The following is a 23597-nucleotide window of genomic DNA, read 5'->3' on the forward strand; positions in this document are numbered from 1 at the left end:
TGCAGCAATGGATGCAATGGATCAATCAAATTACTGACGATGGACAATTATCAGAAGGTGGAAACCATTTTTCAAGGCAGGGCAGGGTAGTGGAGCCCGGAAATGTAACAATCAATTCTCCCTATATTGCTGACAGCGTTTCAGTGGCCGGATATATTCTGATCCTTGCCAAAGATATTGATGAAGCCACCGGAATTGCCACCAAATGTCCCATACTAAATGGTCAGAATACCAGTGTCGAGATCAGGGAAGTGGCTTCGCCTCGACAATAAAGGCATGCCAATAGCCAAAGGGATGAGGCATCGAAGCCGGGTGGCAGAATGCAGTGTCTCTGATGGTTAATCCGGACCCTGCGAATAGTGGTTTTATTTTGTGTTAGTCCGTTTCCAGACTGGATGCCTGCAAAGGTTAAGCATTGATTTTTGATTTGAAGGTTCACAGACCTGTTTCTTACAACAGAGGAAATTTCTCTGTGTTGTGAAATATTCTGGGCAGGTGTCAGGGTAAGTATAGTTTCAAGTGTCTTATATATGTTCAAAGTGTGAATCCGAGAAATTATAATTTATTTATGCCATCATCAGATTAACAAAAAATACTATGAAATACTTTTTTTTAATCACACAGGGCTTTGTAGGATTCAGTTTACTCATATTTGCATCATTTCTTACCTCCTGCAACAAGGAAACAGAGCCGGAACAACAGGATGCCCAAGCGTTGGTCAGCATCTTCAGGGATACTTTTCTCTTGCATACTTTTGAATATGATGTGCAAAACAGGCTGGATAATTATTCCAGCTTTTCCTATCATTACGAAATAGGACCAAATGAAGGATGGCTAACTTCGAAGACCACGGTTTATCATACCTATCAGAATGATACTTTGATTAAGCTGGCAAATGGTGAAGATGATTCAAATGGATATGAATTGTATGAGTACAATATGTCTGGACAACTGACTAAAATAAAGGCGTACCTGGGAAATAATTATCCGCTCTACGATTATGATTTGATTTATGACGTGAATAACCGGTACACTGAATTTACCTATCAGCATGATTCTTACCGGCAACATCGGATATTTGAATATCTGGGTAACAATATTTCGAAAATTATTTTTTATTCTGACTTAGATCCCAATGCCAAATCAACCTATGAAATGGTGTATGATAACAAGATAAATCCAATCCATGATTTGGGGATTGTTAGTGACGACAGGCGTTTTGACAAAATATTGCCTTCTGAATTCATATCGGAAAATAATATTTTGAGCTATATCAGGAAAAATGTTTTCAATGAAGTAACCCATGATTATACTTTCAATTATTCCTACGATGAGAATGGATACCCGGTTTGGCGGGCAGAAAACTGCAAATATTACAGTGGAGGTGTTTTAATTCAAACAGTTACCGATACCCTCTTTTACCATTACCGCCGGTATTGAGTTTATAGCGTTTTTTGTGCCGAAAGGGATTGAAATACCATTGATGAAATGGTTGACAAAACTTTTGTCTGCCGTGTAAGATTTTTCCCCCTGGTCATGATGGTAAGAACATAAGGAGTGTTATCCATATACACGATAGCTGATTCATGCAGTTCCTGATTGTTCATATTGCCTTCTTCCCCAAATTTATGGGCTACAAGTATATTGTCGGGAATACTCTTTGCAATCCCGCTTTTGAAATCGCTTTTTGAAAGCATCTTAATAGCAAATTCCGAGTGTTCTGCTGTAAGGTAACTCCCGTTGAAAAGGGTCCGCATGAATTTTGAATAATCCGCTGCTGTAATGGGATATGCTTTTGACTGACTGTCAGGAACGGGTAATCCAACATCTTCAAAAACCTGCCTGAATATTCCAGCATCCATATGCTGTGTAAGCAGATAAGTTGCGTTATTATCAGAATACTGAATCATGTATTCCAGCAATTCCCTGATGGTATAATACTGGCCTTTGGTAATGGTTTTAGAAACAATGACAGCTTTTTTTTCAGATGGGAAAGTCTTGTCGCAAAGAAGTTTTTTATCCAGCAGACCTGGATTTTTTTCACTCATCTTGAGGTAGGTGATTAATTCCGGGACTTTCAGCATTGAGCCCGGCGAATAGGTTTCAGAGCCATTGATGCTTATCCACTCGCTGCTGAAAAATTTCCTGAGATACACTGAAGATGTGGAAACAGTGCCATCGTTATTGAAGGTAGCTAATGTGTTAATAATTTCCTGTTTAAGCAATTGCAGGTTCTCCGCCTCACAATCATTTTCAACAAACAGAATTGGGTTGATCAGGCTCGATCCACCCAGGCGTTTTATCCGAAAATCACATTGAGCGGATGTAAGTGTTTCTTTTTCTGCCTTTTCAGAAAATGATCGTATGATCGCCTTTTTTGCAAAAAGATAAGTGGAAGCAGAAGTTACAACAACAATTAATATCAGATAAATAATGGATACTTTCTTTGATAGCAGGGCAGTCATGGCAGAGGAATTTTGAACAAAATTATATCAAATATTGGTTGGCAATTGAATATAACAGTATTTTTTTTTCGATAAGAATTAAGCTGAATCGAAATGACATTGCCCAAAGGGTTCATCAACACACCCTGCGAGAAACCTTTTGCTTGGAATGTCGGATGCCCCGAAGGGGAGCCTTTGGCTTGGGATGTCGGATGGGGATTGAGAATGTCCCCCTTTGCAAAAAGGGGGTGTCCGCCTAAGGCGGACGGGGGATTTTTGGCGATCTTCGGAAAACGTAGGAGTAGCAAATTTAAGGACAGGCTCCAGTAGCCTGTCCTTTCATCGTTCAACTATTAATCAAACAATTCGTTTAACCAGCTTTTTTTTCTGTGATTTTTATAATAATCATGCTGATTGTGATTTTCATGACGATCATGATTGTCAGAATGATGTTTAGGAGGATAATTTGCATCATTACCAGGTGTTTGTGACGATTTCTCAATGATCTTGTCAAGTTCACCTCTGTCGAGCCAGATTCCCCGGCATTGTGGACAATAATCTATTTCAATTCCTTGTCTTTCTGACATTACTAAAGGAACATTGCAGTTTGGACAATTCATAAGTCTGTTTTTTTTGGTATCGTTTTATTATTTATTTACTGATAGCCCTGAAATCTGGCATGTGTCGAATTATTCTCCATTGAGACATGGCTCATGTAGAATTTCTAACCCCGGAAATTTTAAATGTTAATTTTTTGGCGGTTGCCAAATTCGAATAAGTAAACTTCTGATAATGAAAGTGCCCTGGAATATCAGCATACTCGCAGTTGGTTCTAAAAACAGGTTATAATCAGTGGATTGAAGAACCTGATCATCTTCAAATAAATCTGTATGTGAAACTAAACAATCTTTTTTGCCGGAATTCACTTCAGATAATTCAAAGCAAGATGGATGATTACTATAGCCAGAATAGGAATGCAGCCCGTAGCATAACAGGACTACAGTGACAATCACCAATTTGAATGCTATTTTACCAGTTAATTTCATTACTCAGCAAATATACTCTCAACTTAAATGGCTAATTTGAGTTTTATGTTAAAAATAATTAATACCTAACTTGCCAGCTAGTTCTGCTGCAAAGCCTTCGTTGAGTCAGTTTTCTTTCGTCTATCTTTGTCAATGGCGAATATCTGCAGTTATGAAATCCTACCTGACACTTCAATTAAGGATGCTAAACAGGCATCTGGAGGAAGCCGGGCTTCAGCCATGGGTTGGGTATCCATTGTTTTTACTGGCTTTCACCGGATTATCAGCATATCTCTTTCACAAAACAACCTTTGCCCCATACTTCTACCTGCTCTTCGCGTTGTCAATAATTTCAAGCCGATCCGAGAAAAACCGGAATGATTTTCTTAAGACTTGCTTCACGACGAACAATTATTACAGGATCCGCCTGGTTGAAAATGTTCTGATCTCCCTTCCTTTCGTCTTTTATCTTGCCTGGGAACAAGAATGGATTCCCATTTTGCTCCTGCTATCTTTATCCGGGATCATGGTTTTTAATGCTCATACAATTCAACTGAACTATACCATTCCTACTCCTTTTTCGAAGCATCCATTTGAATTTTCAGTAGGTTTCAGAAAGACCTTTTTCCTCCAGCTTTTTGCTTATTTTCTCACTGTAATGGCAATAATTGCAGGGAATTTTAACCTGGGCGTTTTTTCCCTGGCTTTATTGTTCCTGACCTTTTTCACTTTCTATATTGAGCCTGAAAATGATTTCTATGTCTGGGTGTACAAAAAAACTACAAGCGGGTTTCTGATGGCAAAAATCGGAAGGGCATTGATTCAATCGAGCCTACTTACCTTGCCGGTTATGATTGCAATATGGTTTTTATTGAATGGTGACTGGCAAATACTCCTGCTCTTCCAGGGAATGGGTTATGTATTTCTTGTCGCAGCGATCCTGGTAAAATATGCTTCCTATCCCGATAAAATGTACCTTCCTTATTTGGTTTTATTAGGATTGAGTATCTATTTCCCGCCTCTTTTGCTTGGATTGCTTCCATTTTTATTTTTTAAGTCGAATCAACACCTGAAGGAACTACTCGGATGATCAGAATTGATACACTATCAAAAAGTTTTGGCGCACTTGTGGTGCTGAAGGACATCAGTTTCAGCTTTGAATCGGGCCTGGTTTACGGAATTGTCGGACAGAACGGCGCAGGTAAAACAACCTTGTTCAGATGTATCGCCGGACTAGAGAAATATGAGGGCAATGTCATCTATGACTTAGGAAATCTGAAGGACCACCTTGGTTTCCTGATGACCGAACCCTTCTTTTTCTCCAAAATCACGGGAAAGGAATATATCCGGTTACTATGCCAGGCCCGGGGTAAAGACCCTGGTGATATAGATCAGCGCAATATCTTTGAACTGCCGCTTGACCAATATGCTTCCACCTTTTCAACAGGTATGAAGAAGAAACTGGCCCTCACTGCACTGCTGATGCAGGAAAATCAATACTTTATCCTGGATGAACCTTTTAATGGTGTGGATATACAGAGCAACCTGCTGATCACTGATATTATTCATACTTTGAAAGCCCTGGGCAAAACAGTCATCATGTCGTCACATATTTTCCAGACTCTCGTAGATACCTGCGACGAAATTCTATTGCTTGATAAAGGTATGATTACCAAAATAGTGGGGAAAGGAGATTTCTCTGAATTAGAAAAGGAGATGAAAGAGGTGAGTATCGGCAATAAGATTCACTCAATTGGATTAAAATAGAGGAATGAATTGCCTATATAGTGGATTAGAAGCTATGAAGCTTTGAATATTCAGGATTGTGATGAGGCTATTGAATACTCTGCATTTCAGCAGATGCAAAGCCCATGATTCTTACCCTTTGATTTTAACAAATTCCTGCTTTTTCCAGTAAGTGAGGCTTCTCCACAGCCATTCCATTGGTCCGTAACGGAATTTCTTCAACCAAATCAGTGATACCAGCATCAGGATCAGCCAAATCGCCGGTACCATCATCAGTTGATAGGAGCGGTTCACTTGTCCGAACAACCCCAGTCCATGACCATAAAATAAGAAAGTACAGATCAATGTCTGGAGGATATAGTTAGAAAAAGCAGTTCTTCCTACTGCGGCAAGTGTGAATTGAAGGTTCCTGACATGGCTTGATTTGCTGATCAGCATAATAACACCGATATATCCGAGAGATGTTATCACACTTCCCAGGTAATTGAAATGACGCCCCATGAACATGGAAAATCGCATATTCCAGTCATTTTCAAAATTAAGTATCACCCCAATGCCACTGATAAAACTTCCTATCAGGATTCCTGCGGCGCCCAATACCAGGTAGTTTCTTTTTGAAAAATGCGCTGTGATCAGTTCCCATTTGAATAATGCCATTCCTAAGAGCATCATCGACATGACCCTCCAGAAAGTCTCCATCAGGAATAAACTTGTCTGGGAAAATATTGCTCCCGGAACCCGATATTCCATTTGTTCAATCCAATTGCCCTGCATAGCAGTCACTTCCTTTGCAAGAGAAGGCTGATCAGGTTTCCAGTTTTGAAGGATTTGATTATAGGCACCTTCCGACCAGTATTCAGTTGAAAGTGGACTCAATGTATAGAAGATGACCGGCATGATGAAGAACAGGGCGCTTATCCAGACCAGGGTAGCAGGCTTTTTGTTACGGAAAAGAAAGGCCAGCATCCCACAAAGGCTTAAGGCTACTAAGATGTCACCATGCCAAAGCAGGTAAGCATGCATGAGCCCGAAGATGAGAAGCCAGAACATTCTGCGATAGTGTAATGGGCCAGGGCGAAGACCCCTGGATTTAAGATTGCTTGCAAAAATCACAATTCCGGCCCCAAACAGCATAGCGAAGATGGATAAGAATTTCTCACTGGCAATCATATGACTGATGGCCCATGCCCATTTACTAATCGGTCCGAAACTTCCATATGCGGTGGGATTTAAATAGGCAGCACCAGGCATAGAGAAACTCTGGATATTCATAATCAGTATCCCCAAAACAGCGAAACCTCTCAACATATCGAGAGCACTGATCCTGTCTTTGGTATCGAGTGGGGAGGCAAAACTCCGGGCTTGTTGATTCATTTTGTCAACAATTAGATGAGTAAAACAGTATGGATGAGTATAGGAGTGATCCTTAGCTACCGGATGAAGAGACTTCAACCTGGTTTAGAATTACAACATAATTCTTCCCATATTTTTTAGCACATTTCGGACATGTAGTATACCACATGTACCACTTTTTAATTGCCAGTCCTTTAACAAATGCTTCCTTCTTATAATCATCACACCATTTCCCTGTATCCTTGAAAGGGCCTTCATATACTTTACTGTAGAAAAGTCCGCTCAGACTCGTATTATTTGCCCCTGTAATGGGTTTATCCACAGCAAGGAAAAGGTTCATATTCCATTTACTGGTATGATCAGACAAGCACAGCCAGTCAGGGATTGTACCACTGGCATTTCGAACCCTAAGATCGAGTTTTTTCATTACACTGCCAAAATTTATTGGCATGAAGAAAAAGGTTCTGACTTTTGCTTTAATAAATGGCTTCTCATGCCATTCCAGGAGTTTATCATCCCATAAGGAGGGATCAAAAGGAGGGCAGCATTCCCCGATTTGCTCTTTAATTGGATTCATCTGTATGGATTTTGAAGGTTAGCAAGAATAACTTACCTTCTGTTGCTGCTTACTTCCATTCAGTAAATCCTAAAAATATCCGTAGTGGTATTATGATTGTCCGCCAGGAGAATAACCTTGCCTGTTCGCTATTTTATACATTCGTATCATAAATAGGAACATCCAGGCGATCAAAAGCAGTCCACCCGGAATTGCAAAAATAAGAGCCAGTGTTCCGGAAGTACTGCTGGTTGTAACCAGGAAAGTATAAAGCAACATAAGGGTATTAGCGATCAGCCCCACTAATGCTGTAGTCCGGTTAAAAATCCGGCCTTTCATCATTGCGAGCGACATTAATATTCCGGCTAATGAGGATAGGGCAGCTCCCATAAAGGCACCGGGACTTCCATGCGCACCTTTTGCAAGAATGGCTTCCCCTGCACCTAAATAGATATTCCGTAAAATCTCATTATTGGTGGATTTCCATTTCACACTCAGCTCATACATGCTTAAAGCAGGGTTGCCGGATACAAAGATGCTGCATCCAATGATGAAAACAACCAATGCAAGAAATGCAAGTCCGCGGGAATTCTTGCGCATTATTGCAAACAGGGCAAAAAAGACCGGGATCAGAAGCAGTTGAATGAACATATTCAATAGATCCAGATGATAAAGCCCTCGCAACGGATTGTCGCGAAGTTCAGTGAAATGATTCTCGGCAGCGTAATTGACAGCACCTTGAGTAACTCCAGTTGTTGAACCCAGAAGGATATCCAAAAGTACCCCTAGTATCACAAGTAGAGTAAATAAGCAACCTGTCGTATACATACCTCTCCAGGAATGATCCGAATGTTCCATGATAACTATATTCAAAGATGAAATAAAATATGACTAAGAATCAGTAAAAATAGAGAGAAAATGAGTGTTTCCATGTTGTACCCGAAATAAATATTATAAGCAAAGACGATAAAACACTAAATCACAGTTTAAGGGCATGAAATTGCAAATCTGAGACTTGAAAGTACCGTTAATAATGTTCTTACCCTGCTATATCTTCGGGATCAACCCTATTTCGGGATTTTGGTCCGCCAGCTGGCGGATGGTTTCAGGCTTCTTCGTAGGCTTTTCTCAGCCCGGGAATCGAGAGCTTATGCATCTGCATCAATGCTTTCATTACCCTTTCTGACCGGGCTTCATTAGTGTCGCTTAGATATTCAGCAAGGATATCCGGCACTACCTGCCACGAGAGTCCGAATTGGTCTTTCAGCCATCCACACATTTCCTGTTCTCCCCCTTCTGAAAGGCGATCCCAGTAATAATCAACTTCTTTCTCAGTTGCACAATTGATTACAAAGGAGATAGCTGGTGTGAAACTGAAGTGAGGCCCACCGTTTAAAGCAGTAAAAGTTTGTCCAAGCATTTGGAAACTGATGGTCATTACCTCCCCTTGCTTCACCGGGTTGTCTTTACCGAAGTATAAGGTTTTTAAAATTTTCGAATCTTTGAATACGGAAAGGTAGAAGTCGACGGCCTGCTGGGCGTTGTGGTCAAACCATAGGAGAGGAGTGATGGAGTTCATAGCGAAGGATAGTTTGGGTTTGGTCAATCACAAATATACCTTTATAAACAATCAAAGGCCATGTTTTGATCAATTGGCCTCAATGACTGGTTTTAAGGCCCAAGTCCCAAGAACCAAAATCCAAAATGTAAAAACCAAAATCCAAAATCCAAAATGCAAAATGTAAAATGTAAAATGCAAAATGTAAAGTTAGATGTTACTTTTTCATTTATTCTGTGTTAAGTGTTTATATTCAGCTAAATAAAAAAAACACTAAATAAAGAACAATAAACTCTCAATTAATAATTTTTATCTTCAATGCAAATTTATTGAACCACATAGGCACATAGGACACAGTAGAAATTTCCTGGTGTGCCGTCCTATTGTGCTATTCTATTGTGCCAATTGTGTTTGATTTTTCCCTTGCGGTAAATTTCCTCTTCGATGCAAATTTATTGAACCACATAGATCGCCCTCTCTCCATCCCCCTCTCACCCCTCCCTCTCTCCCCTCTCCTCTCCCCTCCCCCTCTCCCCCCTCTCCCTCTCCTCTCCCTCTCTCCCCTCCCCCTCTCGCCCTCGCCCCCTTGCGGTGAAAAAAGACCAATTACCTCATCTTCCTCCCCAGCACCATCACACTCTGAAGCCATTTATCCCTTTGCCCTGCCTCAGAAGACCTCACACTGCCGAAGTAGGAAATCCCCAGTGTCCTGATCCCGCAATAGGCCAAAATTCCTTTCCTCAGTTGCCAGGTAGCGGGTTGACGGATCATAAGCTTATAATACCATACCGGCTGATCCATAGTGGTGATGATCCTCGAAGTCTTATTCGTCAGCAGCTTATCCCAGAATATTGAGTTTTCCCTGTATGCAAAAGCCATTCCCGGCAGGAATAAGCGGTCGATAAAACCTTTCATAACTGCCGGAAAACCATTCCACCAGAGCGGGAAGACCCAAACCAGGTGATCCGCAGCTTTTATTCTCTCCCAGGCATTTACAAGGTCGGGTTCATGCTGCATGCGCTTGCTATAACCAAATTGCAGGTTAGGGTTGAATTCCAGTTCTCCGAGGTTAATCATTTCAACACTGGCGCCACTTTGTTCTGCACCTTTCCTGTATGCTTCTGCCAATGCATAGCTAAAACTTCCTTTAAAGGGATGTCCGTTGATAATCAATATCTTTTTCATGGTAAAAATTTAATCAAGGCAAAAGTAGAATTGCCCAGTGGAGCGGGAAAGGACAAATGTCCGGAAATGAGGAACTGCGAATTATTGGCTTATATGAAAGAAATCCTGGAGATAATGAAGATTAATATGCTTTGCCTGGTGCCTTTTTATCGTATCCGGATGATTCAAAACAAACCTGCAACCAGGTATAAAGACACATCTCCTGAGAAATTTCACATGCAATATTTACAGTATCACATTGAGTGCATGAATACTATTTTTTTTCTCAGTGCGTCATAATTCCCAATCACTTTACTGCATTGATACTGAGGGCATAAAAATGACCATTTGCATCGCCAAAATAAAGGGTGTTACCGTCGACAAGGGGATCGGACAGTATTGAGCCCAGCGACTGGATTTTCTTTTCCGATTCCAGGTACTTCTCACCATAGATGTTAAAGTCGCTCCGGAAATGATCATCCGAAGCATAAATTTCAGAATAGTGTTTCCGGCTTTCATCCGTCTGAAATACTGAATTGATCGCGCCTGTATCAGGATTCACGAAATAGAGTTTGCCGTTGAAACAGCCAAAGACAATGCTATTCTCAATACTGCAGGCTGTGCCATATACACGCATATTCAGCGGTAAAGTCCACTTCACTTCAGCTGTTTGAGCATCCATGCAATGGAAACGATGTGAGTCGGAAGTGCCGAAATAAATATTGTTTCCATAGACCAGGGGGGTAGCAATTATCCAGCTTCCGGGTTCATTCTTTTTCCACTTTTCAACCCCGGTTTCAATATCCAGTGCATATAAACTATAATCGCGGCTGCCAAAAAGAATGAGATCTTTGAAAATTACTGCGCTCTTCTGTATTTCTCCCAAAGGGAAGTCACTATTCCCCTTGGTTTTGAATTTCCATTTTAGTTTTCCATCTGCCGCATGCAGGGCATAAAAATAACCGTCATAACTGCCAATATAAACTATGCCACCTGAAACAACAGGGGAGGCATGTACAATTCCGTTTGTTTTATATTTCCAGATACAGTCACCTGATTGAGCATTAAGGGCATACACACAGCTGTCGCCACTCCCGGTGTAAACAATTCCGTTTTCAATAATCGGGGATGAAATATAGTAATCCCAGATGTCGTATGTCTGTTCCCCCCTGGTTTTATAGATCCAGTTTAGTTTTCCGGATTTTTCATTCACCGAATAAATATTTCCATCCTTACTGGAAAAATATACACTCCCGTGGTAAACAGCCGGTGTGGAATGAACTGCATCCTGTGTCTGGAATTTCCATTGTATTTCACCCGTGGTTTTATTGAGCGAATAAAGGTTCATATCGCCACTGCCGAAAAACACATTGTTGCCGCTAATGGCAGCCGAGGAATAAATTGCTCCGGCTGTGGTAAACTTCCAGCGCAATGAGTCCTGGGCACTTAAGTTTTGTAAACTGATAAGGATGAAAGCGATGATTGTTATGTGTCTGATATTCATGGTATTGGAATTGTATTGAATAAGGAGCCGACTTGCTTTTTAGTATTTGCTCCAGAACCTGTAACCTACGCGAATAACCGGTGCAAGATCAGTATTAGGAATTTTGTAAATGGTTCCGTTAAAATCAGCAGTTTGATCAGCACGAAGATAGATATGAAATCCGGGTTGAAGGTAAATAAGCCGGCCAAAGCCCTCCCAAAATGGTCTGTGTATATCTCTTTTAAACCTGTCCGCTATTTCAAGGTTGATTCAGGAGAAAACTTCGGTTTTCCAGGAGTGTTTTTTGCGTTTGAAATCGGGGCTTTCCGCAGGCGGCTCATAAGTACCTCATAATTACACTACCCTTAGTAGGGATCGGTGCATCGGGAAGTCTTCATGCTTTTTTCGGTTGGGGGTTTAGAAATGTGCCTTTTACTGAATCAGTCTGCGCTTGAAGGGCTGTTGCTATCAGCATAATGGCCGCAATCATGAAGAGTTTTGTTTTCATATCATAAGTGTTTAAAATTATGATACAAAGGAAGGCCGAAGAATTGTTTCAGTTGCTCCACATTTGTTACCAAATTCTCCTAATCGAAGATTTCTTTCCTGATTCTGCTTAGCGACTTTGGAGCAATGCCTAAATAATTGGCGATATGATAGAGCTGCACTTTCTGAATGATCCCGGGATGCTTTTTTAAAAGATTCTCATAACGCTCCTTAGCTGAAAGCACCTGGAGTTGGACAGTTTGTTCCACTATCTTTAGGTATGCCTGTTCGGTTAATAATCGTCCGAGTCGTTCAATTTTTGGCACTTTAACATAAAGGTCATTTAAATCCTGCTGCATAATCACGAAGATTTCGGTATCTTCAATGGCCCTGATATTAATGGTTGAAGGCTTATTTGTCAGCCTGCTCTGATTGTTGTTTACCCAATCTCCTTCAAAGGCAAAATCAGTGGTGATCTCATCACCGTTTTCGATGATTTTGGAATAAATAAGCCGGAACTGACAAATCCAACAAAATTGCATACCTGGCCTTCTTCCAGGAAAAAATCATTCTTCTTCAATCTCCTTAATTCAAAAGCAGTGCTGAAAATCTCAATCTCTTCATCCGACAGTGAAACGAAGGGGTCAATGCTTATTTTAATTTTCTGAATTTTGTCCATGGAAGCAGTCAGAGTTTGTTTTAAACTTATTGAAAGTGAAAAATAAAATTGAACATTTGAATTATAAGGTAATTACATAGGATGTATCGACTGAATACCTTGTGAAAGCCTTGACGAAATTCAATTAAGTCCGAAATTATCGGCCAGGATTAATCCTGAAGTTGGGTAATTCTACCTGCAATCTTACTTTTGCCTGCAGAGCGTTGAAAACCCGTATTAAGGTGTCGATGGTTACATTACTGGCATTGCTCTCAATCCTCGATATCTGAGATTTCTTTACCCCAATCAGTTTGCCCAACTCTTCCTGTGTAAGTTTGCGTTCCTTCCGGGACTGTTTGATGGCCAGGCCAATGAGCTCAAGTTGTAATTCATATTCAAACAGATCACGCTCAGGGGTGCCAATCACCCCAACAAGCTTGTCCTGAACTTCTTCTAAAGTATGTGTTTTCATTTCCAATAGAATTAGCTTTTTGGATTCCTGTTTCTGACCATTCCAGGAAATAAAACATTAAATCAAAGATATAAAAGTTGCGTTATATGTAAACAACCTTATTAAATAATCCTACCTTATAATCGGTTATTTGCCATAAAGTTTCAAACTCACATTGGATAATGAAGGCTAATCGCCAGATAATTAAATCATTGTGAGCGCAAGTATCCTGGAGACTTAGTGTTAATTATCTCATTTTAAGAACTTCAGTATAGTTACAAAAATGTATAATATGAATGAGCCCTTTTCACCCCACCAGCTCTATCCTGTTGCCCTCCACATCAAGGATCACGCTCTCAAAATAGCCATCACCGGTGCGGCGTGGCTCCCCGACTACCTTAAAACCATCCCTGCGAAGGGTTTCAGTTAAAGTGAGAACGGCTTCTTCCGATCCCAGCTTAAAGGCAATATGGGTAAGGCCCTGCTGATGTTCTGCCGCCACAGGGCCACTTACTGCAGGCTTTCTCATCAGTTCCAGTGCTGCACCTTCTGCGAAACGGATAAAATAGGATTCAAACTGCTTTTCTGCATTGATATACTTTTCATTGCTCACCCCATTAAAATACTTGACATAGAAGCTTTTCAAGGCTTCCAGGTCTTTAGCCCAGAGTGCAATATGTGCAATATGCATAGAAAATTCAGTTTTGAAAAGATTAAGGTTTTGCCGCGAATGATGCCTGCCTCAGGATAGTTTTACCCAAAGGTATCATTTCTAATTTTTCAATTTTCTGTGTATTGAGGTTTTTCAGATTTATTATGATTTTCCCGTCTTTATAAGTTGCCTCGTGTCCTTCGATATAGGCATACCTGCTTTGATCCCCGGGTGTATAATAGAGGTCTTCAAAACCGGGGGCATAGATTTTACCTTTGATCTCATTGCCCGGAATAGGCAAGGCATATACCAAAGCCCCGTAACTGAAATACTTCTCATGGTTTAAATCCTCTGTTACCCGCACCTCTGCAGGGAATTCAATTTCCACTTCTTCATTTTCCGCAAATAGACGCTCAATGACAATGAAACCCTCTTCTATGACGTATTTTTCTTTGGTAATAAGGGTTTCAGCCCAAAGAGGTTTCTTTATTTTTAAACGGAGCAGCGTGGGCTTCTCAACCTTAATCCTGAACTGTACCCGGTTTTCATAAGGGTAACCGGTGATTTCATCTATGCTTACAGGTATTCCTGCTACTTTAGTTTGAAGGGTATTAGGTGCCAGGACTGCCGCCACCAGCGTATGCTCATCTTCTTTTAACCAGCATGACTGCAGGAAATAGGGTGATATCCTTCCTGCATTCGGGACACAACAGGCAGCTACATCCTGGTGGACAGCTGAATACTTATAACGGGTCTGATTCCTTCCTGCTTCTTTTTCACCGTTTTTCGTCCCCATCATTTCATATGAATTGTCGGTCTTCAGGTAGGCAATGCAGGAATGCTCAGGATTCCGGCTGCCCTGGGATGCATTATAAAAGATGGTTTCCATCACCTCTGCTGCGCTGATGTCACCACTTTTCTGAAACAGTACCGAATAACTATCCAAAAGTTCATGTAACGAACAGTATTCGTATCCGGTATGTGTTGCATCTGCATGACGTCCCGCGATCCATTCATCGCCAACAGCTCCTCCCGAGGGAGTAGTGCAGTCTGCTATCCTCTGACGATAGATCTGCAGGGCCTGCTGCAGCTGGGGCTTCCCTGTCGCATAAGCAGCCACTGTGAGCGGACGCATATGCTCATAGGTATGCACTCCATGCGATTGAAGTTTGTAATTGGGATCTAAAATATTCCTTAACTGGGCATCCTTCTCAGAGGAATGGTTTTCCGAAAAATTGAAATACAAAAAGGCAGCATATTCGCTGTATTTGCGGTCGCCGGTTAACTGGTACATCCTGTCAAGTACATCAGTAAAGGTCAGGCCATGGGCCACACCTCCTGAAAAATCAGTGCCTGCAAAAAAAGGCTGTGACTTATCCTTTGGGTAGTTCCTGATCACATCATCCACCGCCCTGATCAATGCATCCCAGACTCGCCGGTCCTGTGTGCATTCATAATAAGCAAGCAAGCCCCGGTGCAGGGTTGCCTTCGACCATAATTCGCCATTTTCTCCTGTAAATTGATAGCGAAGCTCCTTATCATAAATTCCCAGGTACCCATCTTCATCCTGCGTACTCAATATCTTGTCAATGTAAGCCTGCACATTTTGTTTTGCCTGCTGGTCATCCAGTAACAGGGCATATCGGATATAGCCGTCCCACCAGTTCGACTGAGTTTCGGAATTCCACCATTTGTATTGTTCATCGCCTCCAACATCTCCTTCCTTAAGATTCCCAAGCTCTTTCACACTGCTGTTTTTGTGCAATCTCCCTTCACCGTAAATAGGGTCTTCTACCAGGTCAGGGATAAGTTTGCCGAGGTTGCCGACGAAACCCTGAAGGTCCTTTTCCATCTGCGTTTTTAGCCAGCCTGTGGGTTTTATGCTTCCAAATGGCAGTCGCTGGTATTTTTCCTGTAATGGCTGGTTCTGTCCATACAGATGAAACATGCTTACGAAAAGCAATAATGTTGATGCGATGGTTTTCATGGTGTTATTTATTGGTCATCTCAAAAATTAAATTCCCCCCGCCCATGATCTGTTGGTAAGTAATGAAGGGTACATCGATTTTCATCCCGTTAAAAAATGCCTGTCCGGCAAAGATATTTTCCTTAGAAAGGTTGCGTGCTTCCATTACGAATGTGCTTCCATCGGAATGTTTGAGGGTAGCCTTTTTTACATTCGGAGTTCCTAATACAAATTCACTACTTGAAGGGTTCACAGGGTAGAAGCCAAGGCTCGACAATATATACCAGGCCGACATCTGCCCGCAATCGTCGTTGCCAATCATTCCATCCGGTGTATGGCTGTAAAATTCATTGAGTACCCGGTGAATGTGCTTTTGCCCGGTCTTTGGTTCATCAGTGTAAGCATACAGATAAGCCACGTGATGGCCGGGTTCGTTTCCATGGGCATACTGGCCGATCATGGCTTCCTGTCCCAGGAATTTATCAGGATTTTTCGCCTCAATCGTGAAAAATTCATTGAGCTTCGTTGCAAAGGCTGCCCTGCCTCCCAAAAGAGCCGTCATTCCTGCAATGTCGTATTGTGCCGGGGTCCAGAAATATTGCCAGGCATTGGCTTCAGTGTAATCACCGGGATTATTCATAGGAGAGGTGGCAGCCAGGGGGTCGAAGGGTGTACGCCAGTTCTGATGGCTGTCTTTACCCCTGAATAGCTTCGTTTCCTCATCAAAAAGATTTTTATAGTAATCTGCCCGCTTATAAAACCCTGAGGCCAGTTGGCTTTCTCCCAGTTTCCCGGCAAGTTCAGCTACACACCAGTCGTCGAAACCGCTCTCAAGGGTGCGGGAAACTGCTTCATTATCCAGTTTGTCGAATGGATAATAACCGTATTGATTGTATAATTCCCAATCAGAATTAATGTGACTCAGTGTGGATGTTTCTGCCATTGCTTTCAGCGCCTCTTTCTGACTGAAGCCTGTAAACCCGTTATTTACTGCCGATAAAATCATCGGAATTGCATGGTTGCCGATCATGCAGTAGTTATCCTGCCCCCAGGCTGTCCAGATGGGAAGGAATCCTGCTGCCTTGTGATGTTGCAGCATTGTGTTGATGATCGCATCGATTTTTTCGGGTGCAAGGATCTGTAACAGTGGGAATGCACCCCGATAGATATCCCATATGGAAAGGGTAGAATAATACTCCTTGCCCGCTGCCTGCATGACCCTATTATCAGCCCCCCTGTATTTCCCATCCACATCTGCTATGTTCGAAGGCTGCAGCAGGAAATGGTACAATGCGGTATAGAATACGGTCTTTTGTCTTTCTTCGGCTTCTATGTCAATGCGATTCAGGTACTTAGCCCAGGCCTCACCGGCACGAAGCCTTACTTCCTCAAAATTCCAGCCCGGGACTTCCGTCAGGAGGTTTAACCTGGCACCTTCGACACTCACTGTTGACAAGGCTATTTTTGCCTGTAGAACCTTAGAATCATCCAGCTGAAAATGGAGCAGGTACCTTGGAGCTCTTTCTTTCCTGGCCTTAGGTAGTTCTTCAATGCCTGAAAATGGCCGGTCAAATTGCAGGCAAAAGAAATACCTGCGTTCCACCCAGTTTTTTGTGTGGCAAAATCCTGAAAGGGTTTGCTGATCTTCAATGGTAACCTCCGATTCCAGCACCAGGCTATCCGTAAGGAAGCGAAGTCCATGCTGGAAGTCTGCCAATACTGCAGCATCCTTCCCGGGATAGGTGTATTTATGAAATGCCACCCTTTCAGAACAGCTAAGCTCTACTCTCACATCATCTTTCTTAACAACGGAGTAATAGCCCACAGCTGCCTTTTCGGATTCTTTGTAGTACCTGTTTTTCAGGCTTTCATCCCGACTGCCTGCAAAGGGCAGAAGCAGCACATCGCCCATTTCACTGATTCCTGTCCCACTCAAGCGGGTTTGCGAGAAACCAAGGATGATGCTGTCATTATACTGGTATCCGCTGGTATAGTTCCAGCCCTGTCCGGTATTGTCGGGGCCGGGCTGAACCATTCCAAAGGGCAGGGAAGGGCCGGGGAAAGTATGGCCGGTGCCCTCGGTTCCTATAAATACATTCACATACCGGGCGTTTCCCTGGCCTGCTGCCATCATAACCCACGCCATGACAAAACTCAGAAGTGCAGTCCTCATCCTGCTATTTTTATAATACACAAATATGAAAGGATTTTGCAGGGAAACATTTAACCGGATTGTCATAAAATTGTGTAATATTACCATCCATGATTCATGAAAGTAGATTATTTTGATAATATAGGCAAATGAAACCCTCGTTTGAACAGCTGACAAAAGGGATAGGGAGTTCCATTTCGGTGACAGGACTGAGTTTGCCGGGGTTTGAAGGGCCTTATCATTTTCACCCTGAAATGGAACTTACCTGGATTCAGCAGGGTACAGGGAAGCGCTATGTGGGCAGCAAAGTTTCGGAGTTTGAGAAGGATGACCTTGTCCTGCTGGGTGCCAATATTCCCCATTGCTGGAAAACTACGGGTGAAACACCTGAGGGCAGTGCCCGTGCCATGGTCATACAGTTTCGGCAGGATTTTGCGGGCGATGCTTTTCTGAACCTGCCGGAACTGGGTAAGATTCAGAAGTTATTTGAAAAAGCGAAAGCCGGGATTTTAATCAAGGGAAAAACCCGGAAGCAAATCATTACCCTCCTGAAAGCCTTGTCGGGGGCTGACAGCCTTCAAAAGCTGCTAAAATTGCTGCAAATACTCGATTTAATCGCCTCTTCAGACGAAATTGAAGTCATTGACCCCCTGTTTGCCGGACTTTCGCCTGTTTCAAACGAGGCAGAACGTTTCCATAAGGTTTTCAGTTACCTGATCGACCATTATCAGCAGGAAATCAGTCTGCAAACCATAGCTGGGATTGCCAACCTCACACCCACATCCTTTTGCCGGTACTTTAAGGAGGTTACCCGTAAAACCCTGGTAGAAATAGTGAATGAACTCAGAATCAACCTGGCTTGTCAGCTGCTTCGTATGTCAGTAAAACCTGTAAATGAGATTTGTTTTGAATGTGGTTTTGGAAATATATCGTACATTCCATTAGTAAGCATATTCATCAGGTTTTATGGTCAGGTATTGCCGGCTTCTTCAATTCCAAACCTGATTGCTTCTTCCAGGACATCGGTATTTATGTCGTTCAGGGTCTTGAATTTTATGCAATACCCTGTCACTTTTGCCTTCCCCAGCCTGCTTCCATAGGTGTTGGCAAGGAATTGTTTATCGCTGATTCCCAGTATATAGACTGAAATTCCCGTGGTATTGGCACTGAGGCCTATCCTGAAGAAATCCTTGCTCTTGCCATTGGCATAGCTGATAGTCTGTAGGCCATAACCGATGGTAGGATTGCTGACAACCTTATTTTCTTCGTTTATCCCGGTATCGAACCACAACCTGCCTTCGGGAATAATCTTCAATACCAGCCGGTGTAATGCCAGCATTTCGGTTTGTTTGGGTTCGGGCAGACTTTCAATATGTTGGTTGATTTGTTGCTGTATGTTCATGAGGATTGGTTTATAAGAAAACCGGGTTGTCAAAGTTTTGTTTAGCATGCCAGATTCCGGATAATTAAGGTTCTGTGGATAAAGGTAGGGGAGTTTTTGGTTTGATGGATGAAGGGAGAAGGAGAGTGGGAGAGTGGGAGAGTGGGAGAGTGGGAGAGTGGGAGAGTGAGGGGTGCGGGAGTGGGGAGGTGGGGAGTGTATCAGTATTCCTGGGAAATTATCTTTAATTCAAACTTTTGGCTATTACTGAGGATTAGTGATTTGTAAGCTCGGCACGGCAATGGCTCGGCAGATGGAACGCGCCTGCCTGACGGCGAGGCAGGGATGACGCGGATTTCAACGCGGATTTACACGGATTTAATTCATCTAATTGGAGGACCAACAACCTATATCAAAGTCCCAAGTCCCATTCGCCAGCTGACGAACCAAAATCAAAAATCCATCCCCCAATTGGCGGACAGTAGTCAGAATAGAAAATTGGCCATATTTGGAGTTGGATGGGTTCTTGGAGAATCCTTTTTAGACAATCTCTAAATGTTTTTTGTCATTCAAATAATAATATTTCAGTCCCATAGGTACCTTGGCATTTCATCCTTAATCTGATACGTTTTTTCTCTGATCGCTTTTTGAATCCTTTCTTCACTGTTTCCCTGATCTTCAAGATTCATCGATACAGAGGTTCTGTGAACAATTTCTTTTGCCAGCTCCAGGGCTCTTTTTTCTATTATATCTTCTAAAGTACCTTTTGGGGTATAAATCCGTAAATGAGTTTTAGGTTTAAAGACTTGCCAAACTGCCTCAGAACTTTAATGGAGATTGTCTCATTCTTTTCTCTTTCTTCAATCTCTTTAATACTCTGAGGAGTAATCTCCATTCTTATTCCCAATTGCCTCATCGACATCCCGAGAGCCTGGCGTATTGAATAGACCCATCCGGAGGACGGTATAACGAAACTTTCAATTTTTTTAAGTTGAAGGACCTTGGAATCTAGTTGTTCCAGAATCAATTTTTGCTTTTTCATAAGGGTATAGCCTTAAAAATGTTGAACAAATATAAGGCTATAGCCTGAAAAATGTATACTTTAGCTAAGAATTATTTTCATTTTCATCTATAATGTCTGCTGTCACGGCAGATGTCACGGCAATGGCTCGGCAGATGGAACGCGCCTGCCTGACGGCGACGGGAGCGGGATTTCGGATTTACGCGGATTTGATTCCAGGATAAATCAGCTAATTGGAGGCCAAAATCCTAAATCAAGGAACCAAGTCCAAATACCAAAATCCAAATTCCAAGTTCCAAGTTCCAATTCCAATCCAAGTTCCAGATTCCAAGATCCAAGATAAAGTCATAGGCTTCAATTCGGGACGTAAGTCTTTACACAGGACTCGCTCATTATTTCCATCACTCATTGGGTGGGTCCGACAATCACATCCTCATCTCCTCATCTCCACATCTCCTCATCTCCTCATCTCCCCATCTCCCCATCATCAAATCGTCAAATTGTCAATCCTACTCTAAGGCTCCCCTTTGGACATCTCCTAATCTCCCATCTCCTAATCTCACATCTCCTAATCTCCTCATCTCCCAATCTCCTCATCTCCCCATCTCCCCATTCCCCATATCCCATCTCGTGGAATTTGTCGAATTGCCAATTGTCGAATTGTCAAATTTCTAAATTTCTAAATTTCTAAATTACCTACCCTTTTCCCAAAACTTAATAACCAACATTTACCTTCCTTCAAAAGTGGCCTCCTGTTTTTCGTAAACCTTGTCAGCAAGGGCAATTTCTACTCCTTCCCGCGGACTGAAATCAGGGGGCCGGGTTTTTGATTTGGTTTGGTATGTAGCTAATTTAATGTGATTGATATCTATGATTTCGTAAATCATAGGAATGATTGCGATAATGGTATCTGCCTGTAGATTGATCAGCAGAATATCTATTTCTTTGGGATTCGCATCAGTGTTATTCCGAAAATGCACTTTCAGGTTTTGCTTTTCATTGATGCATCCTGTTGGCTCTCCATCTGTTATAAAGCTTAAACAACTGTCGGGGGAAAACATGAATCCATCGCCATTCTCTGAATATGCGGTATCCGTCCAGGTGCCATAAAGAAAATCCGGAGCCGGCTGGAAATTGCCAGTTTGAGCTGATGAACTGCTAAATAAGGTAAATAGGAATAAGAATAATACCAGGTATTTCATGGGATGGTTTTATATATGATTGACGTTTTGAATTTATCCACTTAATCAGGCAAAACTACTACGGGCAATTTGTATGAAAAGTAATCTCCATATTGACTTTCATACTGATTCATTGTTTAAAAATAAGGAAATTCATTACACTTTTGGCTGAAAGTTGTGGGATTTGGGCATGAGGAAGATGAATTGCCAGTTGGGGGGATGTATTGGCACGGCAGATGGCACGCGGATGACGCGGATTTCAGCGCGGATTTACGCGGATTTGATTCCTGGATAAATCAGCCAATTGGAGGGCCAAAATCCTAAATCAAAGTCCCAAATTCCAAATCCAAATTCCAACTTCCGGACCAAGATCCAAGTTCCATCCGCCAATCGGCGGACCAAGATCCAAGATCAAGTCATAGGCTTCCAAACAGGAAATTTTCAAACTGACAAATTCTGCCAGTTTACCCCCCAGCCCCCTAAACTAGGGGGAGTTGGACTTTTTGGTGATTGAGGCTTTTCTCCAAACCGATGGTTCAACCCATGAAGAAATTCAAAGTAATCCAAAGATTTCCCATCTACTCATCTCCCCATCTCCTCATCTCCTCATCTCCTCATCTCCTCATCTCCCCATCTCCCCATCTCCCCATCTCCCCATCTCCCCATCTCCCCATCTTTCTTTCTCATCATCTCCTCATTTCCAAGCCAAAGGGTCTCCTTTGGGGCAAATTCATAGCGATTGAGTATAAATTTAGAGATTGGCAAGAAATACTATTTCATTAAGAATTCTATTTGTAATAGATTTTAAAATCTTAGACAGCTTCTGTTATTTTTGAATACTAAAGGTATTTTGAATTATTGGGTGATAAGAACTCTATATTTTTTACCCATTTAAAAGTAGTCAATTATTCTTTAAATCGTTTTAGGTGCTTCCTGATAAAAATAGCTGTGGTAGGTGCTGCCAGGCACAGTATGTTATCAGATACTAGTTCTGTACTCATTGTTGTAAAATAAATGAACAACTTGGAGATGGATCTCCTATTTTATATGAAACAATGGTAAAATTTTGTTCTTCATATAGTGTAAAAGGAGCATGGATTATTGGATAACACACAGCATATATTAAGTCGCCTATCTTAGAACCGCTATTTGTAAAATTTATTAATGAACAATTTGTGGAAGAACCTATTGTCCAATTTATGTAACTAACATTAGAAAAACTGCCTGTTCCAAACAAAAAATCACATTCATTTATTGATACAGTAGGTTTTTTGCCAAAACAAATTAATTCTCCAACAAGATATGAATCAGTAGATTGGTAATTTGTAGCCCGACTATAGTGTATAAATCCATTATAATAATTTATTGAAAATGAATTGTAAGAAAAAGGTAATATTTCGGCCATTTTTATGGTCGATATTGTATCAATACTTTTATGAATGTAAAAACTCAGAGTGTCGACTATTCCGTATCCGGGTTTTGTAACTATGATCGATGCATTTCCATAAGCAATACTATCAACGGAAAATGTACCGAGAGAATCAGGTTTAAAGAATCTCCCTATATTCAGCGAGTCTTTTAAAACAATTGTCACATCGGTAAAGTTTGAATCCAGATTTCCATACTTATTATACATTTTAATACTTCCATATAAGGAGCCTTTTTTAATAGTTGATATTACATTTTTATTAATGTCCTGATCCTTTGAGCAAGATACAGATATAACTACAAGAATTAGCGAAATGAATTCCAATAGATGCAGACTTTTGATTTTCATAATATTATATGTTTATGTGAGAAATGATATTAATTGTGCAAAATGGTTAGCCATCTTCAGCTTTATTAATGTATTATTCTGTCCAACCCTGACATATGCATTTCATTTTGTATTTTATACCGTTGCTGAATCATTTTGAGAAACTACTATGCCTGTGCGCCTCGGTATAACTCAATCTGCAAGAGTCTTGCTTTGTACCAAAGGCTCCCCTTTAGGGCAAATTCATAACGTGATTGAGTATAAATGGATTAAAATTTCCCAAGGCTTTTCAGGATGATTAGAATTGCGAATAGAATCGTTGCTGACAAAGCGAAGACTTTATAGAATTTTGGTGGATTCTCAACGACCTTCGGTGGTTTTTTAAGTTTTATCACCCCATAAAGTACCAGGGTGAAATACAGAAATATTCCAAATGGAATAATGCTGTCCAATAAACTTCCAATGAATTGAAACATAAGCTATTAAATGGTTAAATTAAGAACTGTTTAAAATTCTCAAAATGCAATAAAAATGGAATTCAATATCCAAGCCCAAAATCATCCC

Annotated in this window: 21 protein-coding genes and 2 pseudogenes; 5 read left to right on the forward strand and 18 right to left on the reverse strand. The window is 41.4% G+C overall.

Going from position 1 to position 23597, the window contains the following annotated elements; all coding sequences use genetic code 11:
• A partial coding sequence (locus tag IPH84_17325; GenBank protein MBK7174940.1) for a transcription initiation protein occupies positions 1–272 on the forward strand: 272 nt, incomplete at its 5' end.
• Between the two features lie 325 nt (positions 273–597).
• Complete coding sequence (locus IPH84_17330) at positions 598–1440, forward strand: hypothetical protein (GenBank protein ID MBK7174941.1); 843 nt, start codon at positions 598–600, stop codon at positions 1438–1440.
• A gap of 2 nt (positions 1441–1442) precedes the next feature.
• On the opposite strand, the gene IPH84_17335 is transcribed toward IPH84_17330, so the two are convergent.
• Positions 1443–2465, reverse strand: coding sequence for a serine hydrolase (locus IPH84_17335; GenBank protein MBK7174942.1), 1023 nt, complete (start codon positions 2463–2465; stop codon positions 1443–1445).
• A 332-nt stretch (positions 2466–2797) separates the two neighbouring features.
• Entirely contained in the window at positions 2798–3064 is a 267-nt protein-coding gene (locus IPH84_17340) for a zf-TFIIB domain-containing protein (GenBank protein ID MBK7174943.1), read from the reverse strand.
• A gap of 577 nt (positions 3065–3641) precedes the next feature.
• On the opposite strand from IPH84_17340, the gene IPH84_17345 reads away from it, so the two are divergent.
• The gene (locus IPH84_17345; GenBank protein ID MBK7174944.1) at positions 3642–4559 is read left to right on the forward strand and encodes an ABC transporter permease; all 918 of its coding nucleotides are present in this window, start codon (positions 3642–3644) and stop codon (positions 4557–4559) included.
• On the forward strand, positions 4556–5236 hold the full coding sequence (locus IPH84_17350; protein ID MBK7174945.1) for an ATP-binding cassette domain-containing protein: 681 nt from the start codon (positions 4556–4558) through the stop codon (positions 5234–5236). The genes IPH84_17345 and IPH84_17350 overlap by 4 nt, the downstream gene beginning before the upstream one ends.
• 111 nt (positions 5237–5347) lie before the next feature.
• Here IPH84_17350 and IPH84_17355 read toward each other — a convergent pair whose 3' ends face one another.
• From IPH84_17355 to IPH84_17405, 11 genes and pseudogenes are all read right to left on the reverse strand, one after another.
• On the reverse strand, positions 5348–6589 hold the full coding sequence (locus IPH84_17355) for a DUF418 domain-containing protein (GenBank protein MBK7174946.1): 1242 nt from the start codon (positions 6587–6589) through the stop codon (positions 5348–5350).
• A gap of 52 nt (positions 6590–6641) precedes the next feature.
• Positions 6642–7145, reverse strand: coding sequence for a hypothetical protein (locus tag IPH84_17360; GenBank protein MBK7174947.1), 504 nt, complete (start codon positions 7143–7145; stop codon positions 6642–6644).
• Positions 7146–7235: 90 nt separating this feature from the next.
• Positions 7236–7982, reverse strand: a complete 747-nt coding sequence (locus tag IPH84_17365) for a DUF4386 family protein (protein ID MBK7174948.1) — start codon at positions 7980–7982, stop codon at positions 7236–7238.
• Between the two features lie 247 nt (positions 7983–8229).
• A complete protein-coding gene (locus tag IPH84_17370) occupies positions 8230–8703 on the reverse strand; it encodes a VOC family protein (protein ID MBK7174949.1) in 474 nt (157 codons plus the stop codon).
• A gap of 585 nt (positions 8704–9288) precedes the next feature.
• Complete coding sequence (locus IPH84_17375; GenBank protein MBK7174950.1) at positions 9289–9867, reverse strand: NAD(P)H-dependent oxidoreductase; 579 nt, start codon at positions 9865–9867, stop codon at positions 9289–9291.
• Between the two features lie 286 nt (positions 9868–10153).
• Positions 10154–11350 carry a PQQ-binding-like beta-propeller repeat protein gene (locus IPH84_17380; GenBank protein MBK7174951.1) on the reverse strand — a complete coding sequence of 399 codons (1197 nt, stop codon included), beginning with the start codon at positions 11348–11350 and terminating at the stop codon, positions 10154–10156.
• 566 nt (positions 11351–11916) lie between these two features.
• Positions 11917–12494: pseudogene (locus IPH84_17385) on the reverse strand (Crp/Fnr family transcriptional regulator).
• A 136-nt stretch (positions 12495–12630) separates the two neighbouring features.
• Positions 12631–12945 carry a helix-turn-helix transcriptional regulator gene (locus tag IPH84_17390; GenBank protein MBK7174952.1) on the reverse strand — a complete coding sequence of 105 codons (315 nt, stop codon included), beginning with the start codon at positions 12943–12945 and terminating at the stop codon, positions 12631–12633.
• 286 nt (positions 12946–13231) lie between these two features.
• Complete coding sequence (locus IPH84_17395; protein MBK7174953.1) at positions 13232–13615, reverse strand: VOC family protein; 384 nt, start codon at positions 13613–13615, stop codon at positions 13232–13234.
• 22 nt (positions 13616–13637) lie between these two features.
• Positions 13638–15563, reverse strand: a complete 1926-nt coding sequence (locus IPH84_17400; protein MBK7174954.1) for a glycoside hydrolase family 127 protein — start codon at positions 15561–15563, stop codon at positions 13638–13640.
• A 4-nt stretch (positions 15564–15567) separates the two neighbouring features.
• The gene (locus IPH84_17405; GenBank protein ID MBK7174955.1) at positions 15568–17715 is read right to left on the reverse strand and encodes a GH92 family glycosyl hydrolase; all 2148 of its coding nucleotides are present in this window, start codon (positions 17713–17715) and stop codon (positions 15568–15570) included.
• 128 nt (positions 17716–17843) lie between these two features.
• On the opposite strand from IPH84_17405, the gene IPH84_17410 reads away from it, so the two are divergent.
• Complete coding sequence (locus tag IPH84_17410) at positions 17844–18794, forward strand: AraC family transcriptional regulator (protein ID MBK7174956.1); 951 nt, start codon at positions 17844–17846, stop codon at positions 18792–18794.
• Positions 18795–19659: 865 nt separating this feature from the next.
• Here the strand turns inward: IPH84_17410 and IPH84_17415 are convergent.
• From IPH84_17415 to IPH84_17435, 5 genes and pseudogenes are all read right to left on the reverse strand, one after another.
• Positions 19660–20117: pseudogene (locus tag IPH84_17415) on the reverse strand (mobile mystery protein A).
• Positions 20118–20824: 707 nt separating this feature from the next.
• The gene (locus tag IPH84_17420; protein MBK7174957.1) at positions 20825–21298 is read right to left on the reverse strand and encodes a hypothetical protein; all 474 of its coding nucleotides are present in this window, start codon (positions 21296–21298) and stop codon (positions 20825–20827) included.
• Between the two features lie 585 nt (positions 21299–21883).
• On the reverse strand, positions 21884–22042 hold the full coding sequence (locus IPH84_17425) for a hypothetical protein (GenBank protein ID MBK7174958.1): 159 nt from the start codon (positions 22040–22042) through the stop codon (positions 21884–21886).
• Positions 22043–22274: 232 nt separating this feature from the next.
• Positions 22275–23054: a hypothetical protein gene (locus IPH84_17430; protein MBK7174959.1), complete on the reverse strand. Its 780-nt coding sequence runs from the start codon at positions 23052–23054 to the stop codon at positions 22275–22277.
• Between the two features lie 248 nt (positions 23055–23302).
• The gene (locus IPH84_17435) at positions 23303–23509 is read right to left on the reverse strand and encodes a hypothetical protein (GenBank protein ID MBK7174960.1); all 207 of its coding nucleotides are present in this window, start codon (positions 23507–23509) and stop codon (positions 23303–23305) included.
• Positions 23510–23597 lie beyond the last annotated feature (88 nt).

Source organism: Bacteroidales bacterium (assembly GCA_016707785.1).
Taxonomy (GTDB): domain Bacteria; phylum Bacteroidota; class Bacteroidia; order Bacteroidales; family UBA4417; genus UBA4417.